This window comes from Streptomyces sp. NPDC101194 (assembly GCF_044767885.1).
In the GTDB taxonomy this organism is placed as follows: domain Bacteria; phylum Actinomycetota; class Actinomycetes; order Streptomycetales; family Streptomycetaceae; genus Streptomyces.
Map to the genome: position 1 here is coordinate 185,079 of NZ_JBIWOS010000002.1, position 26,000 is coordinate 211,078.

Sequence of the window (26,000 nt, forward strand, 5' to 3'; positions counted from 1 at the left end):
CCCCGGGCCCGGCGATGGGTGCGGCTGCGGTCAGCGGTGACGGCGTTCGAAGGCGGCGAAGGCCGTCTCCTGACGCCACTGTGTCGCAGCCTTCGGGTTGTCGGCGAGGTAGCGGGCACAGCGCGTGCTCGGACGCTCGGCGCCGAGCCGGTCGTTGCGGCAGGCGGAAACCGGCCGATAGGCGGAGGGGGCGGAGTCGGCGGCCCACAGGCTCCGGCCGTGGCGGAACGCGTACTCCAGCGAGGCGCGGGCGAGATCCTTCAGCTCGGTGTAGCGCAGACCGTACGTCTTGGCGGCGTACTGGTACTCGTGGCTGATGTCGATCCGCGAGACCCCCGGGTCGTCGGTGGCCAGGACCACCGGTACGCCGTAGCGGCGGTACGCGTTGAACGGGTGGTCGGGGCCCGCGATGCCGAGGATCTGCTTGTTGCTGGAGAACGGCACCTCGACCGCCACCTTGCGCCGCGCCATCGTCCGGGCCAGTTGCTGCCAGTCGTTCTCGTGGACCAGGTCCACGCCGTGTCCGATGCGTTCGGCCCCGGCGACGAGTACGGCCTCGCGGATGTGGAACGTCAGGTCCTCGGGCTTGACCAGGCCGGGCGCCAGCTCACCGGCGTGCAGGGTGAGGTGGGCACCCGGGTACTGGCCGTGCAGGTACTTCAACATCCGCATCTGGAGGCTGTAGTTGGCCAGCGAGCTGTCCCAGTCCTCGGGCTGCACGAGGTTGACCGCGACGAACCTCGGGTCCCGCTCCGCCAGGCGCATTCCCACCGCGATCTGTGTGAACACCCGTGCCGGGGAACTGCCCCTGGACACCTGGGAGATCCACCTGACGGGCAGACGGCAGCCCGGGTCGGGGCGGCGGGTGTCGCAGTGCGCTGCCACCCGGAACTGGGCGTTGGCGTCGTCGGCCTCCTGGACCGCTTCGTCCACGACCCGGTCGAGCTGCCCGCCGGCCAGGAGCTTGCGATGGAAGGCGGCGAAGTCGGGGTCGTAACCCACGGTGTCGGCAAGCTTCTTGGCGCTGTCCGACGCCGGAGTGACCATGGTCTCCAGATAGAACTGGTTCTGCTTCACCACGGTGTCGGCCACATCGGCGAGCAGCTTGCCGCGATCCCAGGTCGCCATGCCGAACTTGTTGAAGGTGTCGAAGAAGTGGTCGTGCCCGGACTGGTCGGCCGGGAAGTCCTGCATGGACCAGGCCCGGACGATCTGTCGGCGGAAGGCGGCATCGGTCTGTGCGTCGGTGGCGGGCCTCTTGCCCGGCCCGCACGGCGGTGCGACGGCCGTCATCGTCGAGTCGATGCAGAGCCCCTTCTCGCCCGCGAGCTTGATCAGGAACTCGGTCCTCGCCGCGCCCGACAGGTGGTTGTGGAGATCGCCCCCCTTGGGCAGCGCCTTGAAGAAGGCCTTCAGCCTCGCGGGCCTGTTCCGCAACGAGTCGAGGTACGCGGCGGTCCTGCGCTCGGCCCGGGTCGCCGCGCGGGGCGCCGCGTACGCGGCGGGCCGCGCCGAGGGGTCGTTCACAGGTGCGGTGGCGGGTGCGGCCGTGGCCGGGATCGCCGGAAGCAGCGTGAGTGCGGCGAGTGCGCCGAGCCCGGCCGGGAGCAGGGACTTGGGACGGTGGACCGTCCGGTTCGATGAGATCACCGCCGAATGATTGCGCTCGGCGAGTCCGTTTCTCACCCAAACAGCATCTATGGCCGGAATGCTCCACCCGATCGAGTGGGCGAGCGGGCGCTGCCCTCCCACTCTTCCCGGGAGTTGTCTCCCGGGAAGAGTCGGGGGCTTCCCTCAGTGCGCGGCGGTGGAATCGCAGGAAATGATCCTTCTCAAGTTGTCATACGCAAATTGAGAGGTAGCAGCATGGCCAGGCACCGGAAGAGGATCAGCCGACGGGTACTGCTGGCGACGGCGGCGGTCGCGACGGGAGCGGTCCTCGCCCCTGTGGCGGTCCAGGCAGCCACGGCCGACACGGCCGGCAGAGGGCAGGGCCCGGTCCGCGCGCTGGAGCAGGCGGCCCACCCGCTGCGCTCGACCGAGCCCGGGGGGAACACGGCCGACCTGCGAGCCCTGGGCTCGATGATCGGCGACGCCAAGGTGGTCGGCCTCGGCGAGGCCACCCACGGCTCCCACGAGTTCTTCACCATGAAGGAGCGGGTCTTCCGCCACCTCGTCGAGAAGAAGGGCTTCACCACCTTCGCCCTGGAGCTGAGCTGGTCCGCGGGACTCCAGATCGACGACTACCTCCAGACCGGCAAGGGCGACGCCCGCGAGATCGCCGAGGAGACGCTCACCAACTCACCCTGGGATCGCGAGGAGTTCGTCAGCCTCATCGAATGGATGCGGGACTACAACCGCCACCACCCCGACCGCACCGTCCACTTCATGGGCGACGACATCGGCGCCCCCGCACTGAGCGACGCATTCTTCGGCCGGGTGACCGGCTACGTGCAGAAGAACAACCCGGAGGCGCTGCCGCGGCTCGACGAGCTCTACACCGGGCTGCGCCCGATCGACGACGTCTTCGCCTACCTGGGCAAGCCGCTCGCGGAACGGCAGCAGCTCGCCGCCAAGGCGCAGCAGGCCCTGGAACTGGTCAGCGGTCTGAAGGGCTCCGGCGGTGAAGCGTTCGACTGGGCCGAGCAGAACGCCCGGTCCGTCGCCCAGACCGCCGAGTTCCTCACCCTGAACCCCGACGACCCGGAGTCGAACGCCGCCTCCCAGCGCTTCCGCGACGAGGTGATGGCCCAGAACGTCTCCTGGTGGCAGCAGCGCACCGGCCAGAAGGTGCTGCTGTCCGCGCACAACGACCATGTGGCCTACGTCTCCAGCGATCCCGAGACGTACTCCAAGACGCAGGGGTCGTTCCTGCGCGACACGATGGGCAGGAACTATCTCCCCATCGGCTTCACCTTCAACCAGGGATCTTTCCTGTCGAAGGATGCCGCGCTGGGCGGCGAGTGGAAGAAGTTCACCGTTCCCGCCGCCGAGCCCGACCGGAACGAGGCCACCCTCGACAAGGTCCACTACCGGGACTTCTACCTCGACCTCCGCACCGCCCCGGCCGCCGCGCGTGACTGGTTGAACACCGCCCGGCCCACGCTCAACGTCGGCACGCTGTTCCCCGAGAAGCCGCGCGACACCGCGCTCGCCAAGGCCTACGACGTCCTCATCCACCTCCACGAGGTCAGGGAGGCCGACAAGCTGAAGCCGTGACGGCCTGGTCACGGCTCCGGCGCCGGCTGCCCGACACCACCTGGCCTGCGGGGAGGTCGGCGGCGGGTCGGCCTCCCCGCCGCGGGATGACTTCTCAGGCGTGCTTCAGGTCCGCGATGAAGGAGGTCCAGGCAGCGGCCCGGAACACGAGCGTCGGGCCCTCGGTCGCCTTGGAGTCGCGCACGGGGACGATGCCGGGGTGGCCGTCGGCGACTTCGAGGCAGTCACCGCCGCTGCCGCCGCTGTGCGTGGACTTGCGCCAGGTCGCGACTTCGAGGCAGTTGCCGCCGTCACCGCCGCTGTAGGAGGACTTGTGCCAGGTGGCCGTGGACAGGTCGTAGTCAGAACCGCTGATCTTCATGGGCGTAATCCTCCGCCGCCGATTCGATCAGAGCCAGGGACAGCTCTTGTGACAACGCGTTGGCCTGTAGCAGATCGTAGGTCAGTCGGTGTCGCGCGACCGTGGCCGGGTCGTCGTGCAGCCGACCGAAACCGATGCCGTCCACATACGCCAGCGGAGGCGCATCGGGGAAGGACATCAACTTCAGCCCACCATCGAGGGCCGCGTGGGCGCCCGCGCTGAACGACAGCACCTGCACGATGATCCGGTGTTTGCGGGCCAGCTCCAGGATGTGGCGGAGCGCCTCGGCCATCACTGCCGCGCCGCCGACCTGGCGACGTAACACCGCCTCGTCCAGAACCGCCCAAACCAAGGGCGTTGTTGGATCGGTCAGGAGCCGAGCTCGTTCCAGTCGTGCCGCGACCAGGTCGTTGATCACGCCTTCCACAGCCGTCGGCTGGTACGCCCGGAACACCGCCCTCGCATATCCCTCCGTCTGCAACAGCCCCGGGATCAGCTGAGGCGCGTACTCCTTGATCGTCTTTGCCACGGCCTCCGCCTCGGCCGCTTCGGCGAAGTGATCCGGGTACTTCGACTTCGTCAGGGCGGCACAGTTGCGCACGAAGAACCCGTCCGCGTGCAGGATCTCGTCCAGTTTCTGGGCCTGGTCCATCTGCATCCGGCGCGTTCCGGACTCCAGCTGTCCGATGAAGGAGCCGCTGACGAACAGGGGCAGGCCCAGGTCCCCCTGGGAGAGGCCCGCGCCCTCCCTCCGGTGGCGGAGTTCGGCGCCGAGCAGGGCGCGTGGCGAGGAGGAGGGGTCGAGCTCTTTGGGGCCAGGCATGACAACTCCCTGTGACACACGTGCGGTTGTTGGTTCTGCGCCTCTTCCAGGCTAGCGACGCGTTGGCCACGCTGGGTATGCATTGTCATTACTCAGCGTGGAAAGGGATGGATCATGACGACGATGGAACGGCGCAGGGCGACAGAGGGAAGAGTGCGGGCTGCGGAGGACGCGGTGGCGCGGTTGAAGGAGGGGCTCTCCGGGGTCGGGATCACGCTTCCCTCGCTGCGGATCGACCCGGTGTCGTGCGCGGGGAACGAACCCGCGGCGCCGCTGGTCGACCTCGGTCGGTGCAATCTCGACACGGCGCTGCGGCTGAGTGCGGCGCTGGAGATGCAGAGGCAGGCCGGTCATGACGGGTGAGGGAGCCGAGCCGTCCGGGCCCGAGCCGGGGTCGTTCGCGGTGGACACCCGGGACGGGCGCGTGGGGCGTGTGATGGGGCACGTCGGGGCGTACGTGCAGCTGCGCCCGCCGGGCGGTGGTCCCGAGTGGGACTGCCCGCCGGGGGCGGTGCGCCCAGCCCCGCTCGGGGAAGTGCTGAGGGCCCGGGTCAGGGAGATCAACCGGGAGGGGCGGCTGCCGTGACGGCGTCGGGGACACCGGGGCCGACGCGACGGTGAGCACGGGGAAGGGCGACACCTCGGAGGGGTGCCGCCCTTGGATCAGGCCCGCGTGGTGCAGGCCGGACGCGCCCTGGGCGCGGGGTCGCGCCGGGCACGCGGTCAGGAAAAGTTCAGGGAAGCCCTGTCAGCGTGCCGTTCATGACGACCGAAACGAACGGCGCCGCCGGGGCGACCGACACCGACCGCACCGTCGGCGCCCGTGGCGCGGGCGACAGGCGTGCGCCGGGTACGCGTTCCCGTGCGCGACAGATGCTGAACAAGGTCCCGGAAGTGACCGTCTACTTCTGGGTGATCAAGGTGCTGTGCACCACCGTGGGGGAGACCGCCGCCGATCTGCTCAACGACAACCTGGGCATGGGGCTGACCAACACCTCATACCTGATGAGCGCGCTGCTGGTGGTCACCCTGGTCTTCCAGTTCCGGGCGCGCTCCTATGTGCCGAGCCTGTACTGGCTGTCCGTGGTCCTGATCAGCGTGGTCGGCACGCTGATCAGCGACAACCTGACCGACAACCTCGGCGTTCCGCTCCAGACCACCACCGTGGTGTTCGCGGTGGCGCTCGCCGTCACGTTCGTCGCCTGGTACGCGAGTGAGCGGACGCTGTCCATCCACACCATCCGTTCGACGCGTCGCGAGGCGTTCTACTGGCTGGCGATCCTGTTCACCTTCGCGCTCGGCACGTCCGCGGGCGACCTCACGGCGGAGAAGCTGAACCTGGGGTACTGGCTCTCCGCGGTCGTGTTCGCCGCGCTGATCGCGGCCGTGGCGCTCGCGCACCGCACGCTGGACTTCAACGCGGTGTGGTCGTTCTGGATCGCGTACGTCCTGACCAGGCCGCTCGGTGCCTCGCTGGGCGACTATCTGTCGCAGCCCACCGCGGACGGCGGGCTGGGGCTGGGCACGGTCGGCACCAGCATCCTGTTCCTCGCGGTCATCCTCGGCCTGGTCGTCTTCCTGACCCGGACCCGGCGCGATGTGGCGCGGGACGGTGCCGTCGAGACGGCCGGCGCACGGGGAGTCAGCCCGCGGGAAGGGTGACGACGAAGCGTGCGCCGGGGGCCGCGGCGTCCAGTGCGATGTCGCCGCCCGCGGCCCTGGCCAGTCGGCGGGCCAGGGCCAGACCGAGACCCGCGCCGTCGTGTCCGTCCTCCGGGCGGGCGCGACGGCCGGGTTCGAAGAGCGAGGCGACGAAGTCCGGCGGGACGCCGGGGCCGTCGTCGCCGACGTGGACCGTGACCTCGCCCGCGCCCGCCGCGCAGGTGAGGGTGATCGTGTGGGCGGCGTAGCGGCGGGCGTTGTCCAGGAGCGGCGTCAGGATGCGCTCGGCGACGTCCTGCGAGACGCCGATGCTCACGTCCGGTGCGGTGCCGGGCGCGGTGTTGGTTGCCGTGTCACGGGTGCCGTCGGGTTCGCCGCCGGGGGCTACGTCCTTTGCCGCCGCGACGGTCACCGGTGGGGCGTCGGGGAACAGGGCCGCGTTGCGTGCTGCCAGCCGGTGCGCGATGTCGGCGAAGCGGGAGCGGCCGGGAGCCTGCGCGTTGCGGGTGCGGACTTCCGAGAGCAGCGAGTCGCAGATCTGCTGCATGGTGGTGGCGGCGCCGGCGATGGCCTCCAAGGAGGTCTCCCGTTCCTCGGCCGAGCGTGGGCGTCCGGTCAGCCACTCGGTCTCGGCGGTGATGCGGGCGAGCGGGGTGCGCAGTTCGTGGGAGAGCTCGGCGGCCTGCTGCTGCTCGTGTCGCAGGACGGCGGCCAGCCGGTCCAGCAGGGCGTCCAGGCTGGTGGCGAACGAGGCGAGTTCGGCGGGCCTGCCCTCGGCGCCGAACCGTTCGGGGGCGCCCGCGGCGCTCCACCGGGTGGCCTGTTCGCTCATCGCGGCGACGGGGCGCAGGGCCCGTCGTACGACGAGACGGGTCAGCAGATAGATGGTGGCCAGCAGCAGCACGGCCAGCGCGATGGAGCCGACCAGCGCGGTGTCCGCCGTGCTGCGGTACGGGTCGAGGCTGACGGAGCTGACGACGGTGCCGGCCTGCGTGGGCGGGTGTCCCTGCCGGGCGGGGACGTCGACGGGGAACGCGTACAGCCGCCACGCCCCACCGCCTTTGGTGTCCGTGAACGTCTCGCGGCCTCCGGCGAGCCGGGCCGCCCGAGCCTGCAGGCCGGCGGGCGCGGTGGGGGGCTTCTCGACGACCGTGTCGCCCTGGAAGATCCAGACCCCGACGTCCAGGGCCCGGTCCTCGGTGGGTTCCCGGACGACGAGCCGCCCGTCGGGTCGCACGTCCACCGTCGCCGCCACCGCTTCGGCGCGGGTGCGCAGGACGTCGTCGGCCTGCCCGTGGAGGCGGTTGTCGAGGGCGAGGTTGAAGACGGTGGTCAGGACGCCGATCCACAGGGCGCAGGTGGCGAGGGCCATCAGGGCGAGGCGACCGCGGAGGGTCCGGGGGGTGAGAAGGCGCTTCACCGGCCTGTCGGAACCCTCGGCCGTGCCCGTCGACACCGTCACGCCTCGCCCTCCCGTCCTCTCGTCGAATGCTGTCGTCCGGTGTCGTTCCGACTCGCGTGGGGAGCGGCCGGGGGTCTCGCCGCCGGGTCCGGCCGCCCACTCGATGATCGCGGCGACTCCCGCGCGTCATGGTTCGCTGAAGTAAATGTAACTGCCTTGAGCTGAGCCGCTCGCTTTGGTCATGACAAGTGTGCGTCGCGTGCGATCCGCGGCGCGACGGGGAGCCGGCAAGCGGCAGGGCCGCTGACACCGGCTGCGGGCATGCGGCGCACCGGGCCGCCTCGACGGGGAGCGGGGAAGCCCTTCATCGCCCCTGGGACGGAGTCGGAGCCCCGAAGCGGTAACCCACACCTCGCACCGTGCTGATGGTCTGCGGGCTGTCCGCCTCGCGGAGCTTGCGGCGCAGGCGGGTCAGGTACTGGTCCAGGGTGTTGTCGCTGACCTGGGCGCCCTCGGGCCAGCCGGCCCGCAGCAGGGCCCGGCGGCGCACCACGCTCCCGGGGCCGGACATCAGGCACGCCAGCAGACGGAACTCGGTCGGCGTCAGGGCCACGGGCCGGCCGTGGACCGTCAGCTCGTGCCTGACCGGGTTCAGCCGCATCGCGCCCGCGCTGTCGGCGAGGGCGTTGTCGTGGTGGCCGGCGCGATGCAGGACCGCGCGGACGCGGGCCGCGAGTTCGCTGAGGTGGAACGGTTTGACCAGGTAGTCGTCGCCCCCGGAGGCGAAACCGGAGAGCCGGTCGGTGAGATCGCCGCGCGCGGTCAGGAAGATCACCGGAACGGTGACCCCCGCACCACGCATCGCCTGGCACACATCGCGTCCGTCGGAATCCGGCAGCCCCACGTCGAGCACGACCGCGTGCACCGACTCGTCGACGGTCTTGAGGGCGGTCGCGCCGTCGACGGCGGTCACGACGTCGAAGTCCTCGTCGCGCAGGCCACGGGCCAGGACATCGCGCAGGCCGTGGTCGTCCTCGACGACGAGAATGCGTGCAGCGGTCACCCGGCCAGTATGGCGCGGGCCGGATCGGTTCGGCGGGGCCGAGGGCCGGAAGGGCGCCGCCCCGGCCGGGCCGAGCGTCCTTCCAGCAAGTGGACATGGACGAGGGGTGGTACCCGCAGCGCGGATACCACCCCTCATCCATGTGTCCGGGTCAGACCCCGGCCGGTTCCTTCGCCGGGGTGTCGGGGCCGGGAGCCGGTGACGTCGGGCCGTCCGTTGCCGTGACCGCGGAGGCCGCCGGTTCCCGGGAGACGTTGAACTCCGCCAGCAGGTCCTTGCCGAAGCCGAAGAAGTACGTCGCGAGGAACCCGGCGAGGTAGCCGATCAGCAGGCCCCCCGCGTAGATCGCGATCGTGGTGCCGAGGCCGTGGTTGCCGTCGAGCAGGGGGAACAGCGCCCAGCCGGACGGGCCGATGGCCGTGGAGCCGACCTTGTCGCCGAGCTGGTTGAACAGCCCGATGAAGCCGCCGCCGAACGCACCGCCCACGCAGGCCGTGATGAACGGGCGGCCCAGCGGGAGGCTGACACCGTAGATCAGCGGTTCGCCGACGCCCAGCAGACCGGCCGGGAGTGCGGACTTGATCGTCCGGCGGATCGACTCGTTGCGGGGGAGGCGGAAGTAGACCGCCACGGCCGCGCCGACCTGGCCGGCGCCCGCCATCGCGAGGATCGGCAGCAGCACGGTGTAGCCCTGCTGTTCGATCAGGGTGGTGTGGATCGGGATGAGCGCCTGGTGCAGGCCCAGCATCACCAGGGGCAGGAAGAGCCCGCCGAGCACGAAGCCCGCACCCGCGCCGCCGTTGGAGAGCAGCCAGTCGGCGAACGTGCCGATGGCGGTGGAGACCTCACCGGCCACGTACATCAGACCGAAGATCGTCACCAGGCCGGAGACCAGCACCGTGAGCGTCGGGGTGACCAGGACGTCCAGTGCCTCGGGCACCCAGCGGCGGCACCACTTCTCCACGTACACCGCGAGCACCGCCGCACCGAGTGCGCCCAGCACACCGCCCTGGCCGGGGGAGAGCTTCTGGCCGAACGCCTCGATGTTCGCGACGCCCGGGAAGACGATGATCGCGGCGACCGCACCGCCCAGGATCGGCGTACCGCCGAACTCCTTCGCCGTGTTGAAGCCGACGAAGACGGCGATCAGCGCCATGAAGCCGGACGCCATCGCGGCGAGGGCGGGCGTGACCGAGGTCAGCCAGCCCAGGTTCACCAGCAGGCCGTTGAGACCGGCGATGATGCCGCAGCCGATGAGCGCCGGGATCAGCGGCACGAAGATGTTCGCGATCCTGCGCAGGAAGAGCTTGAACGGGGTGGCGTTCTTCGCCTTCCGCGCCGCCCTCATCGCGGCGCCCTGGGCGGCCAGTTCGTCCGCCGAGGCGGGAGCGGAGGCGGAGGTGGTTGCGGGGCCTTCGGGGCGGGCGGCGGTTTTGGTCGCGGCCGGTTCCGGTGCGGCCTGGCTGCCCTCCTCCACCAGCTGCTCGAACTCCGGTGTGACCCGGGCGACGGTGCCCGGCCCGAGGACGATCTGGTACGTGTCGTCCTCGACCACGCCCATGACGGCGGGTATCGCCTTCAGGGCCTCGTCGTCGACGAGCGAGCGGTCGTGCAGACCCAGCCGGAGCCGGGTCATGCAGTGGGCGATGGAGCTGACGTTCGCGGCGCCACCGACGAGCGGAAGGATCGCGGCGGCGGTGGCGCGGTTCTTGTCTTCTGTTGCCATGGTGCGTGGTGCCTTGCTGTGCGGGGGTGCGGGGGTGGAGCCGGTGGGTCAGGTCGTGGTGCGGGGGGCGGCGGCGAGGGCGGCGCGGAGATGGCCGTCGGCCGCGGTCAGCAGGGTGGCGGCGGTGGGGCCGTCGACCTGGCCGAGGATGGTGAGGATGGCGTTCTTCACCTCGCCGTCGGTCGCGGCGAGAGCGGCCTCGATCTCCTCGTCGGACGCCCCGGTGGCGAGCGAGACGATCCGGCGCGAGCGGGCGCGCAGCTTCTCGTTGGAGGCGCGGACGTCGACCATCAGGTTCCCGTACGTCTTGCCGAGCCGGATCATCGTGATCGTCGAGAGCATGTTGAGGACGAGCTTCTGGGCCGTACCCGCCTTGAGCCGGGTGGAGCCGGTGAGCAGCTCCGGGCCGACGACGACCTCGATGCCGTGCTCGGCCGCGGCGCCCAGTGCGGAGTCCGCGTTGCAGGACAGCCCGATGGTCAGCGCGCCCTTGGCACGGGCGTGCTCGACGGCCCCGATCGCGTACGGCGTCCGGCCGGAGGCGGAGATGCCGACCACGGTGTCGTCGGCGCCGAGATCCAGGGCGTCGAGGTCGGCGGCGGCCAGCTCCTTGCTGTCCTCGGCGCCCTCGACGGCCTTGACCATGGCGGACGGGCCGCCGGCGATCAGGCCGATGACCTCCGAGGGGTCGGTGTTGAAGGTGGGCGGGCACTCGCTGGCGTCGAGCACGCCGAGCCGGCCCGCGGTGCCGGCGCCCGCGTAGATCAGCCGCCCGCCGCGGGCCATGCGCTCCGCGGTGCCGTCGATCGCGGCGGCTATCTCGGGGAGCCGGGCGCCGACGGCGGCCGGGACGGACCGGTCCTCGCCGTTCATGATCCGGGCGATCTCAAGCGTGTCCAGACGGTCGATCTCGGCGAGCTCGGGCCGGAACGCCTCGGTGGTGAGCGTTTCGAGCTGGGCGCGCAGCTCCCCGTATCCGTCGGGGGAACTGGTGTCGGCGTCGGTGGTGGAGGTCATGGAGAGCAGCTCTGCTTTCTCGATCTCGTACGGTTCAGCGGGTGCGGGTGCGGGTGCGGGTGCGGGTGCGGGTGCGGGTGCGGTCGGTTCGATGCGCTCCCGGGTCAGCGGGGGCGCGGGGTGTGGCGGTGGGCCAGCGCCTCGTAGGAGGCGGCGAGCGCCGGTGCGGCCGTTTCGTACGTGCGCTGCGCGACGCCTATGAACAGGCAGTCGACGACGAGCAACTGGCTCGTACGGCTCGACATGGCGGCGGGCCGCAGCTCGCTCTCCCGGGCGGTGGACGTGGTCAGCACGTGGTCGGCGTACTGAGTCACCGGGCCGTCGGGGCGGCCGGTGATCGCGATCGTCGTGGCACCGCGGTCGAACGCGACCCGCAGGGGCTCGATGACATCGACGGTGGAGCCGGAGTGCGTGATCGCGATGGCCACATCGCCGGAGCGGAGTTGCACGGCGTTGGTCACCGCGAGGTGCGGGTCCGTGTGGGAGTGCGCGATCAGGCCGATACGGGCCAGCTTCTGCGCCAGGTCCTGCCCGACGAGGGAGGAGGCGCCCACGCCGTAGATGTCGATGCGCCGGGCGGTGGCGGCGGCGGCCACGGCGGCACCGAGCTGGACGGTGTCGAGCCCCGCGGCCGTGTCGGCGAGGGTCTGCTGTTCGTCGTAGGCCAGCTTGGCGACCACGTCGGCGATCGGGTCGTCGACCGCTATGTCGGCGGTGACGGAGGGGGCCCGGCCCGACTGCTGGTGCGCCGCGAGCCCGGCGAGGGCCAGGCGCAGATCGCGATAGCCGGGGTAGCCGAGGAGACGGGCCGTGCGGACCACGGTCGCCTCGCTGGTGCCGGTGAGCTCGGCGAGACCGGTGACCGTGAGGGCGGCGCAGCCTGCGGGGTCACCCGCGACGGCCTCGGCGACGCGCTGCATGGAGCGGGTCATGGACGGCGCGAGCGTGCGCACCTTGGCCGCGAGAGCCGCCGGGGCGGGCGGGGTGTCAGTGCTGAAACTTTCCTTCAGGTCATGGGTCACATTTGAAAGATATTTTCAACCGGGTTGCCCGTCAACCCCCCTTTGGTCCCCGCCTCCGACGGCACCGCCGGCGGTGCCGTCGACGACCCTTCCATCGGCGCTTTCGGCCGTGCCTCCGGCCGCGCTTCCGGTCGTGCCGCCGACAGTGCCTCCCGCAGTGCCTACGACAGCGCGGAAACGGCGGGGGCGGGCGCGAGAAGCGGGTTCGCGGGCGGGGTGACAATGGGCCCATGGAGATGAACCCCCTGGAACAGGCGTTGCACACGGCCCGCGCGCTGGTGATGGCCGATCTCGCCGCAGGTGACGTCGCCGAGGCCGGGATCGTCTCGCTGGTCGAGGACGCCGTGACCCACCGCCGCTGGTGGGTCGAACAATGGCCGGACGGCGCCGCGTTCGTGGTCGGCCTCGTCGCTCAGGACGTGCAGGACGCGCTGCTCGAACGGTACGGGCGGTGGCCGCTGTGCCCGGTCTGCGACGCGGGCGACCCGCACGCCCTGGACGTCGAACCGGAACTGGGCCCGGACCCGCACTGGGTGTGCACCAAGGCCGCCGTCGCCGTCGCGCCGGTCGGTTCGCTGGGCGGGATACTGCGGCGGTGACGGTCTACATCGACCCGCCGGACTGGCCGGGGCACGGGCGGCTCTGGTCCCACCTGGTCAGCGACGTGTCCTTCGAGGAGCTGCACGCCTTCGCGGCATCCATCGGCTGCCCGCCGCGCGCCTTCGAGCGGGACCACTACGACGTACCGGAATCGCGGTACGCGGACGCGGTGCGGGCCGGGGCCCGGCAGATCGGCTCGAAGGAACTCGTCCGCCGGATCACGGAGGCCGGGCTCCGGCGGCCCAAGGGGCGCCCGGTGCCGGCCCTCGGTGATCCGGCACCGGACTCGGTCGATCAGCCGTCAGCCGGCGGCCTTCGCTGAGACCTCCGCGGCAGTCCGGGACGACGCCGCGGCCGGAGCCCCGGTCACCCGTCGCGACCTGCCTCCGCCGTGCAGCCGCAGCGAGAGCAGTACGGCCGCCAGCGCCAGCACCGTCATCGCCGCCCCCGCCCATGCCGTCGCCGCGAAACCGAAGTCCGCGTCGATCACCGTGCCGCCCAGCCAGGGGCCGCCCGTGTTGCCGAGGTTGAACGCGGCCGTCGTCGTCGCACCGGCCAGCGTCGGGGCGGCTCCCGCGACATTGAACATCCGGGCGTTCAGCGCCGGGGCCGTGTAGAACGCCGACACCCCCAGCAGGAACGAGAGCCCGACCGCGGCGACCTGGTTCGACGCGAACAGCGCCAGCGCGACCAGGAAGACCGTCGAGGCCGCGATTCCGCTCATCAGCACCCCGAAGAGATGCGCGTCCGCGACCCGGCCGCCGATCGTCGTGCCGACCAGCGCGCCGATCCCGAACAGCGCGAGCACGGTCGGCACCCAGCCCGAGTCCAGCCCGGCGACATCCGTCAGCAGCGGGGCCAGATAACTGAACGCGCAGAAGACACCGCCCGCCGCGAGCGCGGTGATCACGATCGACAGCCAGACCTGCCGGTCCCGGTAGATGCTCATCTCCCGCTTCAGCCGCGGCTTCTGCTCCGGCAGCGGGATCCGCGGAATCAGCGTCGCCACCCCGACCAGCGCCACGGCGGACGCCGCACCCACGGCCCAGAAGGCCGATCGCCAGCCGAGGTTCTCACCGAGAAAGGCACCCAGGGGCACGCCCAGCACATTGGCGATCGACAGGCCGCCGATCATCACGGCCATCGCGCGGGCACGGGCGTTCACCGGCACCATCGCGATGGCGACCGCGGCCCCCACCGCCCAGAATCCGGCGCAGGCGAAGGCGCTCACGACACGGGAGGCGAAGAGCACCTCGTACGTCGGAGCCAGCGCGCCCGCGACCTGCCCGAGGCCGAAGACGGAGATCAGGGCGATCAGTGTGGTGCGGCGGGGCAGCCGGAGCGTGGCCACGGCGAGCAGCGGGGCGCCGATCACCATGCCGATCGCGAAGGCGGATATGAGAAGTCCGGCCCGCGGAATGGACACGTTCATGTCGTCGGCGATGGGCGGCAGCAGCCCGGAGAGCATGAACTCGCTGGTACCCAGGGCGAAGACGGAGAGGCCGAGAATGTACACGGCAAGTGGCATGCGTGAGCGGAGAGCGGCAGAGTCGGGCATGACAGCTGCCAACAGCGGTCGGCCGCGTCGCATTCCCGAGACCGCCGCCGCACCCCGTGGCTCAGTGACCGAGCAGCTCCCATTCGGTCAGCAGATTCTGCCGCGCCCGCGCTTCCCACCGCTCCACCCCGTACGGCGTGCGGAACAGCCGTGGCAGTCCGAGCAGCTGGCGCAGCACCGTCGCCCGCCCCTCGCGGAACGCGTCGTCGGGCACGAAGCCGTACTCCTCCCGCACCTGCGCCGCGTACGCCGCGTACTCCTTCGGGGGCGCCGCCAGGATCGCCAGATCCGCGTCGCACAGCACCTCGCCGTCGGTGTCGCCGTCCGCCGGATCGTGCGTGACGGTCAGCCGGACGAGCCGGGCGACCTCGGCCGTGACGTCGGCCGGTACGCCCGCCTCAGGCAGGGCGCGCTCGGCGAGGGCGGCGCTGCGCTCCTCGTTCTCGGACCGGTCGGGACGGTAGACCGCGTCGTGGAACCAGGCGGCGAGGCGCACGGCGTTCGCATCGGCCGCGTGACCGGCGAGCGTGTCGATGCGGTCGAGCACCGCGACCAGGTGCGCGGTGGTGTGGTACCGACGCTGCGGCTCGGCCCAGCGCGCCAGCAGATTGTCGGCATACGGCACCGGATCGGGCCCGGACGCCCCGCCCCGCGCCGCGACGAGCGCCTCCCGCCAGCGGTCGCGGAGAGCGGCGTCGGTGCTGCCCGCCTCGTGGCCACTGCTTCCGCTTCCGCGTGAGCTGTCGGTCATGGGACGACCCTAGCTCGGGATCGGATGGTCTCGGGGGCTCCGCGACATGCCTGTGCGGTCGGCCCTACCGACCTTGTCGGCCGCCTTGCCCGGTCTCCTGCCTGTCGGGCGTACGTGCTCGGTCGACCCGCCGAGTGGCCGGCCGGAACGGCCGGTCACCGTACGGTCGTCCCTGCCCCCGCGCCGAGCAACACCAGTCATTGTCGGATTGTCAGGTAATCGCTGGTGTGCGCCCGTGATGGATCAGACGAGTCCAACCCATCCGATGGATCTCAACGCGGACTTCGGTGAAGGGTTCGGGAACTGAACCCTCACCGACGACGTGCCGCTCGACTGTGTCACCAGCGCCGATGTCGCCTGCGGCTTCCGCACGACACCTCCGTGACGCGACGGATCTGCGAGCGGGCGGCAGACCGGGGTATACGGATCCGGGCACAGGTCTCGTACCGCGATCCGGCCAGGTTCGGATGCCGCTCCATGGACGTACCCGCGGCCGATCCGGCAGCCGAGGTCGTCTGCCGGATCGGCGGTCCGCGGGCCTTCGCCGAAGAGGCCGGTGCCACCGTCTCGTGCGTCAGACAGCGCGGTGTGCTCTGCAACCGGGCCTTCTGGGGCGACGGTGTACGGACGGCGGCCGACGGCCGCCGGACATCGGTCGCCGCAGGCTCGTTGTGTGTGCACGGAGACGTCCCCGGGACCGTGGTGCCGGCCCGCCAGGTCCGCGAGGCGCTGGAAGGGGCGGGTGTTGGCGTGCGGGCGTGTGTGTGAGCGGGGACGGATTCGGTGCCGAGGTGCTGGTGCTGCCCGTTGGCCGGGAGGCGCTGCTCGTCGAGTTGTCCTCCGGCGAGCACGCCGAGGCATTCCGCGTCGAGTTGTTGCGCCGCCACGCGCGCGGTGAACTGCCCGCCATAAGGGAGATCGTGCCAGGTGCACGAAGTGTGCTGCTCGACGGTATCGCGGACCATACGCGTGAGATGAGGGTGCGGTTCGCCCGCGAACTCGCATCCTGGCGGACACCACTGCCGATGCGGAGTGGGGCCAGGGACGCGGTCGAGATCCCTGTCGTCTATGACGGGCCGGATCTCGCCGAGGTCGCCACAGCGTGGGGTGTCGGCGTCGACGAGGTGCCGGGCATTCATGCCGGTACGGAGTTCCGCGTGGCGTTCTGTGGGTTCGCGCCCGGCTTCGGCTGTCTGACCGGACTGCCCGGTCACCTTCATGCGCCGCGGCGGACGACTCCGCGCACGAAGGTCCCGGCGGGGGCGGTGGCTCTTGCGGGGCCGTACACCGGGGTCTATCCGCGCGCGTCGCCCGGCGGATGGCAGCTCATCGGGCGGATGCCGAACCCTGAGGAGCTGTGGGACCCGGTACGGGAACCGGCGGCGTTGCTGATGCCGGGCGCACGGGTGCGGTTCGTGGTGGCGGGAGCGGCAGGGGTGGCGGAGTGATCGAGGCGACGGACGCCCTCGACGTGGTCCGGGCCGGGGCGCTGACCACCGTTCAGGACGCCGGCCGCGTCGGCTGGGCGCATCTCGGGGTGCCGAGGGCCGGCGCCCTCGACGCCCCGGCCCGTCGTCTCGCCAACCGGCTGGTCGGCAACCCGGTGGACGCGGCAGTGCTGGAGACGACCATCACCGGCTGCGCGGTCCGCCCCGGCCGGCTCGTGGTAGCCGTCGTCGGAGGTGCTCCCTGTCGGGTCACGGTCGACGGACGGCCCGTGGCCTGGGGGACCCCCGTGCGCGTCCCGGCGGGGGCGGTGCTCGACGCCGGCCCCGCAGCGCGGGGTCTGCGCAGCTATCTGGCCTTCGGGGGCGGCCTGTTGCCGGAACCGGTGCTGGGCAGCAGGTCCACCGACGTGCTCTCCGGGCTGGGCCCGGCCCCCCTGCGCGAGGGCGACGTGCTGCCACTGGGGCACGGGCCGTCGAGACCTGCGGGTATCGACGCCGCCCCCTGGCCGGGGGCGCCGGCCGAACTCGTCCTCCCCCTGTATCTGGGCCCCCGCCACACCTGGTTCACGAACGAGGCATTGCGGACGCTCGAAACGGCCACGTACCGGGTCTCGTCGCACAGCAACCGGATCGGTCTGCGCACGGAGGGGCCGCCACTGAAACGTGCTCGCACGGGCGAACTGCCCAGTGAGGGCATGGTGCTCGGCGCCGTCCAGGTGCCGCCGGACGGGTGCCCGGTGGTGTTCCTCGACGACCATCCGACGACCGGGGGTTACCCGGTCGTCGGTGTCGTGCACGAAACCGCACTCGCGGGCGCGGCACAGGCGGTGCCGGGAACCCGGGTGCGGTTCGTGCGGGCGGGCTGAGGGCCTGCCCCCCCGTCGGGCCGGGCGGCTTCCTACGCCGCCGCCCTGAACCCGCGCAGCCGCAGCGAGTTGCCGACCACGAAGACCGACGAGAACGCCATCGCGGCGCCCGCGATCATCGGGTTGAGCAGTCCGGCCGCGGCGAGCGGCAGGGCGGCCACGTTGTAGGCGAAGGCCCAGAACAGGTTCGTACGGATGGTGCCCAGCGTCCTGCGCGAGAGGCGGATGGCGTCCGCCGCGGCCCGCAGATCCCCGCGTACCAGCGTCAGGTCGCCGGCCTCGATCGCGGCGTCCGTCCCCGTGCCCATCGCCAGGCCCAGATCGGCCTGGGCGAGGGCCGCCGCGTCGTTGACGCCGTCACCGACCATGGCGACCGAACGGCCCTGGGACTGGAGTTCCTTGACGACGTCGACCTTGTCCTCCGGCATGACCTCCGCGTACACCTTCTCGATCCCGACCTCGGCCGCGACCGCCTCGGCCACCGCCCGGTTGTCACCGGTGAGCAGGATCGGGGTCAGCCCCAGGGCCCGCAGCCGACGAATGGCCTCCGCGCTGGTGTCCTTCACCGCGTCGGCGACTTCGAGGACCGCCCGTGCCTCGCCGTCCCAGGCGACCGCGATGGCCGTCCGGCCGGCGGCCTCCGCCGCGGCCTTGTGCCGGGCCAGCTCCACCGGCAGGTGGATCTCCCACTCGGCGAGCAGCTGCTCACGGCCGACGAGGACGGCGTGCCCCTCCACGACACCCTGCACGCCGAGCCCGGCGATGTTGGCGAAGTCCTCGGGGGTGGGCAGCGCCGCACCGGTGCGCTCGGCGGCTCCGGCGGCGACGGCCTGGGCGATGGGGTGTTCCGAGGAGTGCTCCAGGGCACCCGCGAGCCGCAGCACGTCGCGCTCGTCCGTCCCGTCCGCCGTGTGCACGTCCAGCAGGGTCATCCGGCCGGTGGTGACCGTGCCGGTCTTGTCGAGGACGATCGTGTCGACGCGGCGGGTGGTCTCCAGGACCTCCGGGCCCTTGATCAGGATGCCGAGCTGGGCGCCGCGCCCGGTGCCGACCATGAGGGCGGTGGGAGTGGCGAGGCCCAGGGCGCAGGGGCAGGCGATGATCAGTACGGCTACGGCGGCGGTGAACGCGGCCGTCAGGCCCGCGCCGTTGCCGAGCCAGAAGCCGAGCGTACCGAGCGCGAGGGCGATGACGACGGGGACGAAGACGGCCGAGATCCGGTCCGCCAGACGCTGGGCCGCCGCCTTGCCGTTCTGCGCGTCCTCGACGAGCTTCGCCATCCGGGCCAGCTGGGTGTCGGCGCCGATCCGGGTGGCCTCGACGACGAGCCGGCCGCCCGCGTTGAGCGTGGCGCCGGTGACGGAGTCGCCGACGGAGACCTCCACCGGCACGGACTCACCGGTGAGCATCGACGCGTCCACGGCCGACGCGCCCTCCACGACGGTGCCGTCGGTGGCGATCTTCTCGCCGGGCCGGACGAGGAACCGGTCCCCGACCTGGAGGTCGGCGGTCGGCACGGTCACCTCGCGGCCGCCGCGCAGCACGGTGACCTCCTTGGCGCCGAGCTCCAGCAGCGCCTTGAGGGCGGCGCCCGCCTTCCGCTTGGAGCGGGCCTCGAAGTAGCGCCCGGCCAGGATGAAGGCGGTGACGCCGGCGGCTGCCTCCAGATAGATGTTGCCCGCGCCGTCGCTCCGGCCGATCGTCAGCTCGAAGGGGTGCGTCATGCCGGTCATCCCGGCGGTGCCGAAGAACAGCGCCCACAGCGACCACAGGAACGCGGCCGAGGTGCCGACCGATATCAGGGTGTCCATCGTCGCCGCGCCGTGCCGGGCGTTGGTGAACGCGGCCTTGTGGAACGGCCATGCGGCGTACGTGACGACGGGGGCCGTCAGGGTCAGCGAGAGCCACTGCCAGTAGTCGAACTGGAGCGCCGGGACCATCGCCATCGCGATCACCGGCACGGCGAGCGCGACGGCGGTGAGCAGCCGCTGCCGCAGGGGCCGCAGCTCGTCGGCCGCCGCCTCGGGGGCGTCGGCCTCGGCGGCCGCCGGGGGCGCGGGCCGGTGCGCGGTGTAACCGGTCTTCTCGACGGTGGCGATCAGGTCCTGTACGGAGACGTCCTCGCCCCGGTAGCTGACCTTGGCCTTCTCGGTGGCGTAATTGACGGTGGCCTCGACGCCGTCCATCCGGTTGAGCTTCTTCTCGATGCGGGCCGCGCAGGAGGCGCACGTCATGCCGCCGATCGCGAGCTCGACCTCTGCGGTGGTGCCGGTGGCTGTGCCGGAGTCGGTGCCGGTTGTGGCGGTGTGCGCGGACACGATGTCCTCCCTGGCGGAGTCTTCATACCCCTAGGGGGTATGCATTGCATGTTCAGGTATACCCCCCTCCCCTATAAAGCGCAAGGGTGGATCTGTCGCCGGGATCCGGAGTATCTGCGTCCGACTCCCCCGGGATGCGTCTGACCTCACGTATCTTCACGTCGGATTGAGGCTGCGCCCTCGGTCGACCGACCCGTAGGCTGGTCATTGGACTAGACCTATTGCCGCTTCCTGGAGGATTGGGATCCCATGAGCAACCGTGCAGTCCTGGAGGTGATCGCTCTCGACGCGGAGGACGCGATCGCTGCCCAGGCGGGTGGTGCGGACCGTCTTGAGCTGGTCACCGACATGGCGGCGGACGGCCTGACCCCGTCCTGTGCGACCTTCGCGGAGATCCGGGCGGCGGTGGACATTCCGCTGCGGGTGATGCTCAGGGTGGCGGACGGCTTCGCGGCCGGAGACATCGATGTGCTCGTGGCGAAGGCGCGCGAACTGCGTGCGGAGGGCGCCGAGGAGTTCGTCCTGGGCTTCCTCGACGCCGAAGGCCACCCGGACCTGGTCGCCGTCGAACGGCTCGTCGCCGAGCTGGACGGCTGCCCCTGGACCTTCCACCGCGCGATCGACCGGGCCGCCGACCGCGACGCCCTGCGCAAACAACTGGCGGACATGCCGGGCCTCGACACGTACCTCACCGCGGGCTCACCGAAGGGCGTGGACGACGGCATCCCGACCCTGCTCGTGGAGGCGGCCCGCAAGGGCGAGGCCGGGTACGAGCCCCAGATCCTGGTGGGCGGCGGGCTCCGCCTGGACCACTTGCCGAAGCTGCTGGCCGCGGGCCTCGACGCGGTGCACATCGGCGGCGCGGCCCGCCCGCACGGCTGGTCGGGCCCGGTGGACGCGACGGCGGTACGGGAATGGCGCACGGTGCTCGACGCGTAGGGGGCGGGGGGAACAGGCCCGCCCACCCCTTCCGGGGCCCGGGGGCGTCGCCCCGGGCCCCGCTCCTCACACGCCGGAGAGGCTTGCGGGCGCCAGTTCTCCCGGCAGCGCCGCCGCGTGCACCACCGTCAGCCCCGACACCGCACGCGTCAGCGCCACGTACAGCCGGCGCAGCCCCGTGCGCTCGTCCGGTTCGCCGTCCACCACCGCGGCCGGCTCGTCCAGCACCACGTAGTCGTACTCCAGGCCCTTCGCCAGCGATGCCGGTACCAGCGTCAGCCGGGACTCGGCGGTCGTCTCCTCACCGGGGGAGAGGTACGCGTGGCCCGCCGCGGTCAGCGCGTCCGCCAGCGCCGGAACACGCGCATCGGCCGCGATCAGGCCGATCGACCCCTCCCGCGTCAGCGACTCCTCGCACGCCGCCAGCACCGCCGCGTCCAGCTCCGCCGGACCGGCCACCTGCCGCACCTCCAGCGAACCCGGCGACTCGCGCACCGACTCCACCGCCGCGAGCCCCGGAGAGATCTCCGGCAGCAACCGGGACGCGTACGCGATCACCTCGCGCGGCACACGGAAGCCCGCCGTCAGCTCCTCCACCACCGCGTCCGGCTTGCCCAGGTGGTGCAGTGCCTGCGCCCAGCTCTCCGTCGACCACGGCGTCGTGCCCTGCGCGAGATCGCCGAGGACCGTCGCCGAACCCGTCGTGCAACGGCGGCCCACCGCCCGGTACTGCATGGGGGACAGGTCCTGCGCCTCGTCGAGCACGACATGGCCGAGCGAGTGCGTACGTGCCACCAGATCGCTCGCCTCGTCGATCAGCACCGCGTCCGCCGCCGACCACTTCGCGGACTTCACGCTCCGGGCCGGCCTGGTCCACAGGATCGTCTTCTGCTCGTCCTCGGTGAGCAGCCCCTCCGCGTGCTCGGCCAGGAACTCCGCGTCCGACAACAGCCGCAGCACCACCTTGGCCGGTTCGACGGCCGGCCAGATGGCCTTCACGGCCGCCTTCACGGCAGGGTTGCGGGCCACCGCGTTCTGCACCCGGTCGTCGGGCGCCTCGCCCGCCTCCTCCATCCGCACCAGGACGGAGTGCGCGATCCGCTGGGGAAGCGCCTCGTGGGCGGCCCCGTAGCGCATGTCACGGGCCAGCAGCTCGGTGACGATCTCCTCCAGCTCGTACGCCGGCACCCGCCAGCGTCGCGAACCGCGCACCACCATCACCGGCTCCGTCGGCGGCGTCACATGCGAGCGGATCGCCCGCCGCAGCACCTGGGCCATCCTGGCGTCGCCCTTGACGACGGCGGCGGCCGCCGAGTCCGTGCCGCGCACCTCGACGCCCGCCGCCACCAGATCGTCGACGGTCGCCTGCTTCACCTCCAGCTCACCGAGGGCCGGGAGCACCTGCTCGATGTAGTGGAGGAAGGACCGGTTCGGGCCGATGACCAGCGTGCCCGTGCGGGCGAGCCGTTCGCGGTGCGCGTACAGCAGATACGCGACCCGGTGCAGGCCGACGGCCGTCTTGCCGGTGCCGGGCCCTCCTTGCACGCAGACGGTCCCGCCGAGGCCGCTGCGGACGATCTCGTCCTGCTCGGGCTGGATCGTCGCGACGATGTCACGCATCGGCCCGACGCGCGGCCGCTCGATCTCCGCCTGGAGGAGCTTGCTGGTCTGCTCGGCCTCGGCGGGGTCGGTGAGGTGCTCGTCCTCGTACGCGGTCAGCTCACCACCGGTGTAGCCGAAACGGCGGCGCCGGCCGACGTCCTGGGGATCCTTCCTGGACGCCCGGTAGAACGGCTGCGAGACGGGCGCGCGCCAGTCGATGACCATCGGGTCGCCGTCGGCGTCATGGACGTGGCGGCGCCCGATGTAGAACTGCTCTCCCTCGGCACCCTCGGCCTGTTCCGCGCCGACCGCGTGCAGATAGTCCAGGCGCCCGAAGAAGAGCGGTGTGTGGGCGAGATCGGCGAGCGACTTGATGCGCTCGTCGATCTGGGCCTGCAGAACGGCCGCGTTCACCCAGTTCGCGGTGACGTCACGGATGTCGAGGGCCTGGGCGTCCTCGCGCATGGCGCGCAACGCGGAGCGGGACGCGGTGAGATGGGCGCGTTCATGATCCAGGGGATCGGTGGTGGTGTCGCTTTCGTGTTCGTGCGCGGGCACGGTGTTGCCTCCGGCTTTTCAACGCAGGACGGCGGACCACATCTCGCTCCCGGCCACGGCTCGGGGCGATGCGGTCCGCTCGGGGATCGATCACGGGATACGCGCGCGGGCGCGCGTACGGCTGTCGGCCGGTTTCCGTCCGGTCGGCGGCGCTCCCCCGGCTGCCGGCGAAGGCCGGTACCACGGTGCGGGAGGCGGGCAGACCGGCGATTGTAACGACCGCCCCCGCCGGGGTCGAACGGATTTGACGCCCGTCCGACACCGGGCTCGCTCCGGCCCGCTGCCGGGTCCACCCCGTAGGGGACGGCATGCGACCGGAGACCTACGCGCACCGCTCCCGGATTCCGCCCGAGGATCGATGCCGTCGCGGCCCGGGCGCAGGACCATGGAACACATGAGCACCGTCTCCCTGAACCCCCGCAGGACCGGTCCCGCGCACGGCGCGACGGCGGCCACCGGTCACCCCTACACCCACCGCGTCGGCGACGCCCTGCGCGCCGTCAAGGTCTACGCCCGCGCCGCGTTCGGCGTCGTCGTCCTCGGCGAGTACGCGGAAGAGGCGGGCGTCCGCCACCAGCACTGAGTGCCGCACGCGGCCCGGCGCCCGTCGGCCGGCCCCGGACCGGCCACCGCTCTCAGCCGTCGGCCAGCAGTTCGTCCGCGTCCACGATCCGGTACGCGTACCCCTGCTCGGCCAGGAAGCGCTGGCGGTGCGCCGCGAAGTCCTGGTCGATCGTGTCGCGGGCGACCACCGAGTAGAAGCGCGCCTCGTGCCCGTCGGCCTTCGGCCGCAGCACCCGGCCGAGCCGCTGTGCCTCCTCCTGCCGCGAACCGAACGTCCCCGACACCTGGATGGCGACGGTCGCCTCCGGCAGGTCGATGGAGAAGTTCGCCACCTTCGACACCACCAGGACGTTGAGCTCACCCTCCCGGAACGCGTCGAAGAGCTTCTCGCGCTGTGCGTTGGTCGTCTCGCCCTTGATCACCGGGGCGTCCAGATGCTCACCCAGTTCGTCGAGCTGGTCGATGTACTGCCCGATGACGAGGGTCTGCTCGCCCCGGTGCTTGCGTACGAGCGCCTCGGTCACCTTCCGCTTCGTCGCGGTCGTCGCGCAGAACCGGTACTTCTCCTCGGTCTCCGCGGTGGCGTACGCGAGCCGCTCCGAGTCCGTCAGATTGACGCGCACCTCGACGCAGTCGGCGGGCGCGATGTAGCCCTGCGCCTCGATCTCCTTCCACGGGGCGTCGAACCGCTTGGGCCCGATCAGCGAGAAGACGTCCGACTCGCGGCCGTCCTCACGCACCAGCGTCGCGGTGAGGCCGAGGCGCCGCCGCGCCTGCAGGTCGGCGGTGAACTTGAAGACGGGCGCGGGCAGCAGATGCACCTCGTCGTAGATCACCAGACCCCAGTCGCGGGAGTCGAACAGCTCCAGATGCGGGTAGACGCCCTTCCGGCGGGTCGTCAGCACCTGGTACGTGGCGATGGTGACCGGCCGGATCTCCTTGCGCGTACCGCTGTACTCGCCGATCTCGTCCTCGGTCAGCGAGGTCCGCTTCACCAGCTCGTGCTTCCACTGCCGGGCCGAGACGGTGTTCGTCACCAGGATCAGCGTGGTCGCCTTGGCCTGCGCCATCGCACCCGCCCCGACCAGCGTCTTGCCCGCACCGCAGGGCAGCACGACGACGCCCGAGCCACCGTGCCAGAACCCCTCGACGGCCTGCTTCTGGTACGGCCGCAGCGCCCAGCCGTCCTCCGCGAGCTCGATGGGGTGCGCCTCGCCGTCCACGTAGCCCGCGAGGTCCTCGGCGGGCCAGCCCAGCTTCAGCAGCGTCTGCTTGATCTGTCCGCGCTCCGAGGGGTGCACGGCGACGGTGTCCGGGTCGATCCGCGCCCCGACGAGCGGCTGGATCTTCTTCGACCGGAGGATCTCCTCCAGCACGGGGCGGTCGGTGGAGGTGAGCACCAGACCGTGCACCGGATGCTTGGACAGCGTGAGGCGGCCGTACCTGGCCATCGTCTCGGCGATGTCGACGAGCAGCGCGTGCGGAACGGGGTAGCGCGAGTACTGCACGAGCGCGTCGACCACCTGCTCGGCGTCGTGCCCGGCGGCGCGCGCGTTCCACAGCCCGAGGGGGGTCAGCCGGTAGGTGTGGATGTGCTCGGGCGCCCGCTCCAGCTCGGCGAAGGGCGCGATGGCCCGTCGACAGGCGTCGGCCTGGTCGTGGTCGACTTCCAGGAGCAGCGTCTTGTCGCTCTGGACGATGAGGGGTCCACTCACGCGCGTCAGCCCTTTCTGCTGCGGGGAGGCCGGGAACGGCCAAACATCCAGTGTGCCGCATGAGGGGCGGAGGGCGGGTTCCCCGGCCGTCGCCCCGGACCGGGGCGAGGGTTCTGCCCTCCGACGCCGGGCGGGCCGGGAGGGCGTCGACGCCTCGGGGTTGTCGCGCGGCCCTGAGCGGCCGGATCTCCAGCACGTTCAGCCCCGCCCGCAACCTGACCAGGCACTCTCACTGCCCGTAATCGATCAGACCCGGACCCTCCGGATACGTATGCTCTGGAACTCCTCAAATCGTGGGTCGCCGTCCCAGCCGGGCGATATACACGTTGCCCCAGGAATCCGGGCGAATACAGGGGTGAGACAGTGGCATCGGAGTTGGCGGAACTGGCGGGTCTGGCCGCGTCCACGGTGGTCGCCGGAATGGCGACGACCGGTTGGGAGGCGGTGCAGCAGGCAATGGGCGAGCTGTGGCGCCGGGTGCACCCCGAGCGGGCGGACACGGTGGTGGCCGAGCTGGGCGAGGTGCGCGACGAGGTGCTCCGGGCGCGGCGGAACGGGGCCGAGCAGGCCGAGCAGGAACTCGTCGGCGAATGGCAGACACGGTTGCGTCGGCTGCTGGCTGCCAACCCGGAGATGGTGCCCGAACTCCAGCGGCTGATCGACGACTTGCGTCCCACTGCCCGTGCGGAGGAACCTCGGGCCAACAGCGTCACCATGACGGCGACCGCGTCGGGGCGCTCCCGCATCACCATGTCCGGGCGGGACATCAACATCACCAAGGGGTGA

Annotated in this window: 24 protein-coding genes and 1 pseudogene; 12 read left to right on the plus strand and 13 right to left on the minus strand. The window is 71.6% G+C overall.

Features of this window, described 5'->3' with window-relative positions; all coding sequences use genetic code 11:
- Positions 1-30: 30 nt before the first annotated feature.
- Positions 31-1,650 carry an adenosine deaminase gene (locus ACIRP2_RS07475; RefSeq protein ID WP_404249373.1) on the minus strand — a complete coding sequence of 540 codons (1,620 nt, stop codon included), beginning with the start codon at positions 1,648-1,650 and terminating at the stop codon, positions 31-33.
- 216 nt (positions 1,651-1,866) lie between these two features.
- Here ACIRP2_RS07475 and ACIRP2_RS07480 point away from each other — a divergent pair, with 216 nt between their 5' ends.
- Complete coding sequence (locus ACIRP2_RS07480) at positions 1,867-3,219, plus strand: erythromycin esterase family protein (RefSeq protein WP_404247523.1); 1,353 nt, start codon at positions 1,867-1,869, stop codon at positions 3,217-3,219.
- Between the two features lie 94 nt (positions 3,220-3,313).
- Here ACIRP2_RS07480 and ACIRP2_RS07485 read toward each other — a convergent pair whose 3' ends face one another.
- Together ACIRP2_RS07485 and ACIRP2_RS07490 are read right to left on the minus strand one after the other, a co-directional pair.
- The gene (locus ACIRP2_RS07485; protein WP_404247525.1) at positions 3,314-3,580 is read right to left on the minus strand and encodes a DUF397 domain-containing protein; all 267 of its coding nucleotides are present in this window, start codon (positions 3,578-3,580) and stop codon (positions 3,314-3,316) included.
- Positions 3,561-4,403: a Scr1 family TA system antitoxin-like transcriptional regulator gene (locus ACIRP2_RS07490; RefSeq protein ID WP_404247527.1), complete on the minus strand. Its 843-nt coding sequence runs from the start codon at positions 4,401-4,403 to the stop codon at positions 3,561-3,563. Before ACIRP2_RS07490 ends, ACIRP2_RS07485 begins: the two co-directional genes overlap by 20 nt.
- A gap of 111 nt (positions 4,404-4,514) precedes the next feature.
- Here ACIRP2_RS07490 and ACIRP2_RS07495 point away from each other — a divergent pair, with 111 nt between their 5' ends.
- The 3 genes from ACIRP2_RS07495 (at position 4,515) to ACIRP2_RS07505 (ending at position 6,065) form a co-directional block, all read left to right on the plus strand.
- On the plus strand, positions 4,515-4,766 hold the full coding sequence (locus ACIRP2_RS07495) for a hypothetical protein (RefSeq protein WP_404249375.1): 252 nt from the start codon (positions 4,515-4,517) through the stop codon (positions 4,764-4,766).
- The gene (locus ACIRP2_RS07500) at positions 4,756-4,989 is read left to right on the plus strand and encodes a hypothetical protein (RefSeq protein ID WP_404247529.1); all 234 of its coding nucleotides are present in this window, start codon (positions 4,756-4,758) and stop codon (positions 4,987-4,989) included. The genes ACIRP2_RS07495 and ACIRP2_RS07500 overlap by 11 nt, the downstream gene beginning before the upstream one ends.
- Positions 4,990-5,276: 287 nt before the next feature.
- Entirely contained in the window at positions 5,277-6,065 is a 789-nt protein-coding gene (locus ACIRP2_RS07505; RefSeq protein ID WP_404249376.1) for a hypothetical protein, read from the plus strand.
- Here the strand turns inward: ACIRP2_RS07505 and ACIRP2_RS07510 are convergent.
- The 5 genes from ACIRP2_RS07510 to ACIRP2_RS07530 all read right to left on the minus strand — a co-directional run bounded on the left by ACIRP2_RS07510 (position 6,046) and on the right by ACIRP2_RS07530 (position 12,295).
- Positions 6,046-7,527 (minus strand): ATP-binding protein, encoded by a 1,482-nt coding sequence (locus tag ACIRP2_RS07510; RefSeq protein WP_404247531.1) that lies wholly within the window; start codon positions 7,525-7,527, stop codon positions 6,046-6,048. The genes ACIRP2_RS07505 and ACIRP2_RS07510 overlap by 20 nt on opposite strands.
- Positions 7,528-7,831: 304 nt before the next feature.
- On the minus strand, positions 7,832-8,530 hold the full coding sequence (locus ACIRP2_RS07515; protein ID WP_404247533.1) for a response regulator transcription factor: 699 nt from the start codon (positions 8,528-8,530) through the stop codon (positions 7,832-7,834).
- 151 nt (positions 8,531-8,681) lie between these two features.
- A complete protein-coding gene (locus ACIRP2_RS07520; protein WP_404247535.1) occupies positions 8,682-10,256 on the minus strand; it encodes a PTS transporter subunit EIIC in 1,575 nt (524 codons plus the stop codon).
- 48 nt (positions 10,257-10,304) lie between these two features.
- Entirely contained in the window at positions 10,305-11,273 is a 969-nt protein-coding gene (gene murQ, locus ACIRP2_RS07525) for an N-acetylmuramic acid 6-phosphate etherase (RefSeq protein WP_404247537.1), read from the minus strand.
- A 104-nt stretch (positions 11,274-11,377) separates the two neighbouring features.
- The gene (locus ACIRP2_RS07530; RefSeq protein WP_404247539.1) at positions 11,378-12,295 is read right to left on the minus strand and encodes a MurR/RpiR family transcriptional regulator; all 918 of its coding nucleotides are present in this window, start codon (positions 12,293-12,295) and stop codon (positions 11,378-11,380) included.
- Positions 12,296-12,525: 230 nt separating this feature from the next.
- On the opposite strand from ACIRP2_RS07530, the gene ACIRP2_RS07535 reads away from it, so the two are divergent.
- The gene (locus ACIRP2_RS07535) at positions 12,526-12,894 is read left to right on the plus strand and encodes a hypothetical protein (protein WP_351075214.1); all 369 of its coding nucleotides are present in this window, start codon (positions 12,526-12,528) and stop codon (positions 12,892-12,894) included.
- Positions 12,891-13,217, plus strand: a complete 327-nt coding sequence (locus ACIRP2_RS07540) for a DUF4031 domain-containing protein (RefSeq protein WP_404247541.1) — start codon at positions 12,891-12,893, stop codon at positions 13,215-13,217. Before ACIRP2_RS07535 ends, ACIRP2_RS07540 begins: the two co-directional genes overlap by 4 nt.
- Here ACIRP2_RS07540 and ACIRP2_RS07545 read toward each other — a convergent pair.
- Together ACIRP2_RS07545 and ACIRP2_RS07550 are read right to left on the minus strand one after the other, a co-directional pair.
- The gene (locus tag ACIRP2_RS07545; protein ID WP_404247543.1) at positions 13,197-14,423 is read right to left on the minus strand and encodes a Cmx/CmrA family chloramphenicol efflux MFS transporter; all 1,227 of its coding nucleotides are present in this window, start codon (positions 14,421-14,423) and stop codon (positions 13,197-13,199) included. The two genes, ACIRP2_RS07540 and ACIRP2_RS07545, sit on opposite strands and share 21 nt — an antisense overlap.
- 91 nt (positions 14,424-14,514) lie before the next feature.
- Positions 14,515-15,204 carry a hypothetical protein gene (locus tag ACIRP2_RS07550; RefSeq protein ID WP_404247544.1) on the minus strand — a complete coding sequence of 230 codons (690 nt, stop codon included), beginning with the start codon at positions 15,202-15,204 and terminating at the stop codon, positions 14,515-14,517.
- Positions 15,205-15,526: 322 nt separating this feature from the next.
- Between ACIRP2_RS07550 and ACIRP2_RS07555 the strand changes: the two are divergent.
- From ACIRP2_RS07555 to ACIRP2_RS07565, 3 genes and pseudogenes are all read left to right on the plus strand, one after another.
- Positions 15,527-15,972: pseudogene (locus tag ACIRP2_RS07555) on the plus strand (LamB/YcsF family protein).
- Positions 15,969-16,652, plus strand: coding sequence for an allophanate hydrolase subunit 1 (locus ACIRP2_RS07560; protein WP_404247545.1), 684 nt, complete (start codon positions 15,969-15,971; stop codon positions 16,650-16,652). Before ACIRP2_RS07555 ends, ACIRP2_RS07560 begins: the two are co-directional and overlap by 4 nt.
- Positions 16,649-17,518: a biotin-dependent carboxyltransferase family protein gene (locus ACIRP2_RS07565; protein ID WP_404247547.1), complete on the plus strand. Its 870-nt coding sequence runs from the start codon at positions 16,649-16,651 to the stop codon at positions 17,516-17,518. Before ACIRP2_RS07560 ends, ACIRP2_RS07565 begins: the two co-directional genes overlap by 4 nt.
- A 32-nt stretch (positions 17,519-17,550) precedes the next feature.
- Here ACIRP2_RS07565 and ACIRP2_RS07570 read toward each other — a convergent pair whose 3' ends face one another.
- Positions 17,551-19,836 (minus strand): heavy metal translocating P-type ATPase, encoded by a 2,286-nt coding sequence (locus tag ACIRP2_RS07570; RefSeq protein ID WP_404247549.1) that lies wholly within the window; start codon positions 19,834-19,836, stop codon positions 17,551-17,553.
- A 249-nt stretch (positions 19,837-20,085) separates the two neighbouring features.
- Here ACIRP2_RS07570 and ACIRP2_RS07575 point away from each other — a divergent pair, with 249 nt between their 5' ends.
- Positions 20,086-20,775 (plus strand): copper homeostasis protein CutC, encoded by a 690-nt coding sequence (locus tag ACIRP2_RS07575; RefSeq protein ID WP_404247551.1) that lies wholly within the window; start codon positions 20,086-20,088, stop codon positions 20,773-20,775.
- A gap of 66 nt (positions 20,776-20,841) precedes the next feature.
- Here the strand turns inward: ACIRP2_RS07575 and ACIRP2_RS07580 are convergent, their stop codons facing one another.
- A complete protein-coding gene (locus ACIRP2_RS07580; RefSeq protein WP_404247553.1) occupies positions 20,842-22,935 on the minus strand; it encodes a HelD family protein in 2,094 nt (697 codons plus the stop codon).
- A gap of 394 nt (positions 22,936-23,329) precedes the next feature.
- Between ACIRP2_RS07580 and ACIRP2_RS07585 the strand changes: the two genes are divergently transcribed.
- A complete protein-coding gene (locus tag ACIRP2_RS07585) occupies positions 23,330-23,518 on the plus strand; it encodes a hypothetical protein (protein WP_376462898.1) in 189 nt (62 codons plus the stop codon).
- A gap of 52 nt (positions 23,519-23,570) precedes the next feature.
- On the opposite strand, the gene ACIRP2_RS07590 is transcribed toward ACIRP2_RS07585, so the two are convergent.
- Positions 23,571-25,214 (minus strand): DNA repair helicase XPB, encoded by a 1,644-nt coding sequence (locus ACIRP2_RS07590; protein ID WP_404247555.1) that lies wholly within the window; start codon positions 25,212-25,214, stop codon positions 23,571-23,573.
- 363 nt (positions 25,215-25,577) lie between these two features.
- Between ACIRP2_RS07590 and ACIRP2_RS07595 the strand changes: the two genes are divergently transcribed.
- Positions 25,578-26,000: a hypothetical protein gene (locus ACIRP2_RS07595; protein ID WP_404247557.1), complete on the plus strand. Its 423-nt coding sequence runs from the start codon at positions 25,578-25,580 to the stop codon at positions 25,998-26,000.

Coding starts and splice junctions, on each gene's coding strand:
- ACIRP2_RS07480 (WP_404247523.1), top strand. CDS start 1,867: ATGGCCAGGCACCGGAAGAGGATCAGCCGACGGGTACTGCTGGCGACG.
- ACIRP2_RS07485 (WP_404247525.1), bottom strand. CDS start 3,580: ATGAAGATCAGCGGTTCTGACTACGACCTGTCCACGGCCACCTGGCAC.
- ACIRP2_RS07490 (WP_404247527.1), bottom strand. CDS start 4,403: ATGCCTGGCCCCAAAGAGCTCGACCCCTCCTCCTCGCCACGCGCCCTG.
- ACIRP2_RS07500 (WP_404247529.1), top strand. CDS start 4,756: ATGACGGGTGAGGGAGCCGAGCCGTCCGGGCCCGAGCCGGGGTCGTTC.
- ACIRP2_RS07505 (WP_404249376.1), top strand. CDS start 5,277: ATGCTGAACAAGGTCCCGGAAGTGACCGTCTACTTCTGGGTGATCAAG.
- ACIRP2_RS07520 (WP_404247535.1), bottom strand. CDS start 10,256: ATGGCAACAGAAGACAAGAACCGCGCCACCGCCGCCGCGATCCTTCCG.
- murQ (WP_404247537.1), bottom strand. CDS start 11,273: ATGACCTCCACCACCGACGCCGACACCAGTTCCCCCGACGGATACGGG.
- ACIRP2_RS07535 (WP_351075214.1), top strand. CDS start 12,526: ATGGAGATGAACCCCCTGGAACAGGCGTTGCACACGGCCCGCGCGCTG.
- ACIRP2_RS07545 (WP_404247543.1), bottom strand. CDS start 14,423: ATGCCACTTGCCGTGTACATTCTCGGCCTCTCCGTCTTCGCCCTGGGT.
- ACIRP2_RS07550 (WP_404247544.1), bottom strand. CDS start 15,204: ATGACCGACAGCTCACGCGGAAGCGGAAGCAGTGGCCACGAGGCGGGC.
- ACIRP2_RS07575 (WP_404247551.1), top strand. CDS start 20,086: ATGAGCAACCGTGCAGTCCTGGAGGTGATCGCTCTCGACGCGGAGGAC.
- ACIRP2_RS07585 (WP_376462898.1), top strand. CDS start 23,330: ATGAGCACCGTCTCCCTGAACCCCCGCAGGACCGGTCCCGCGCACGGC.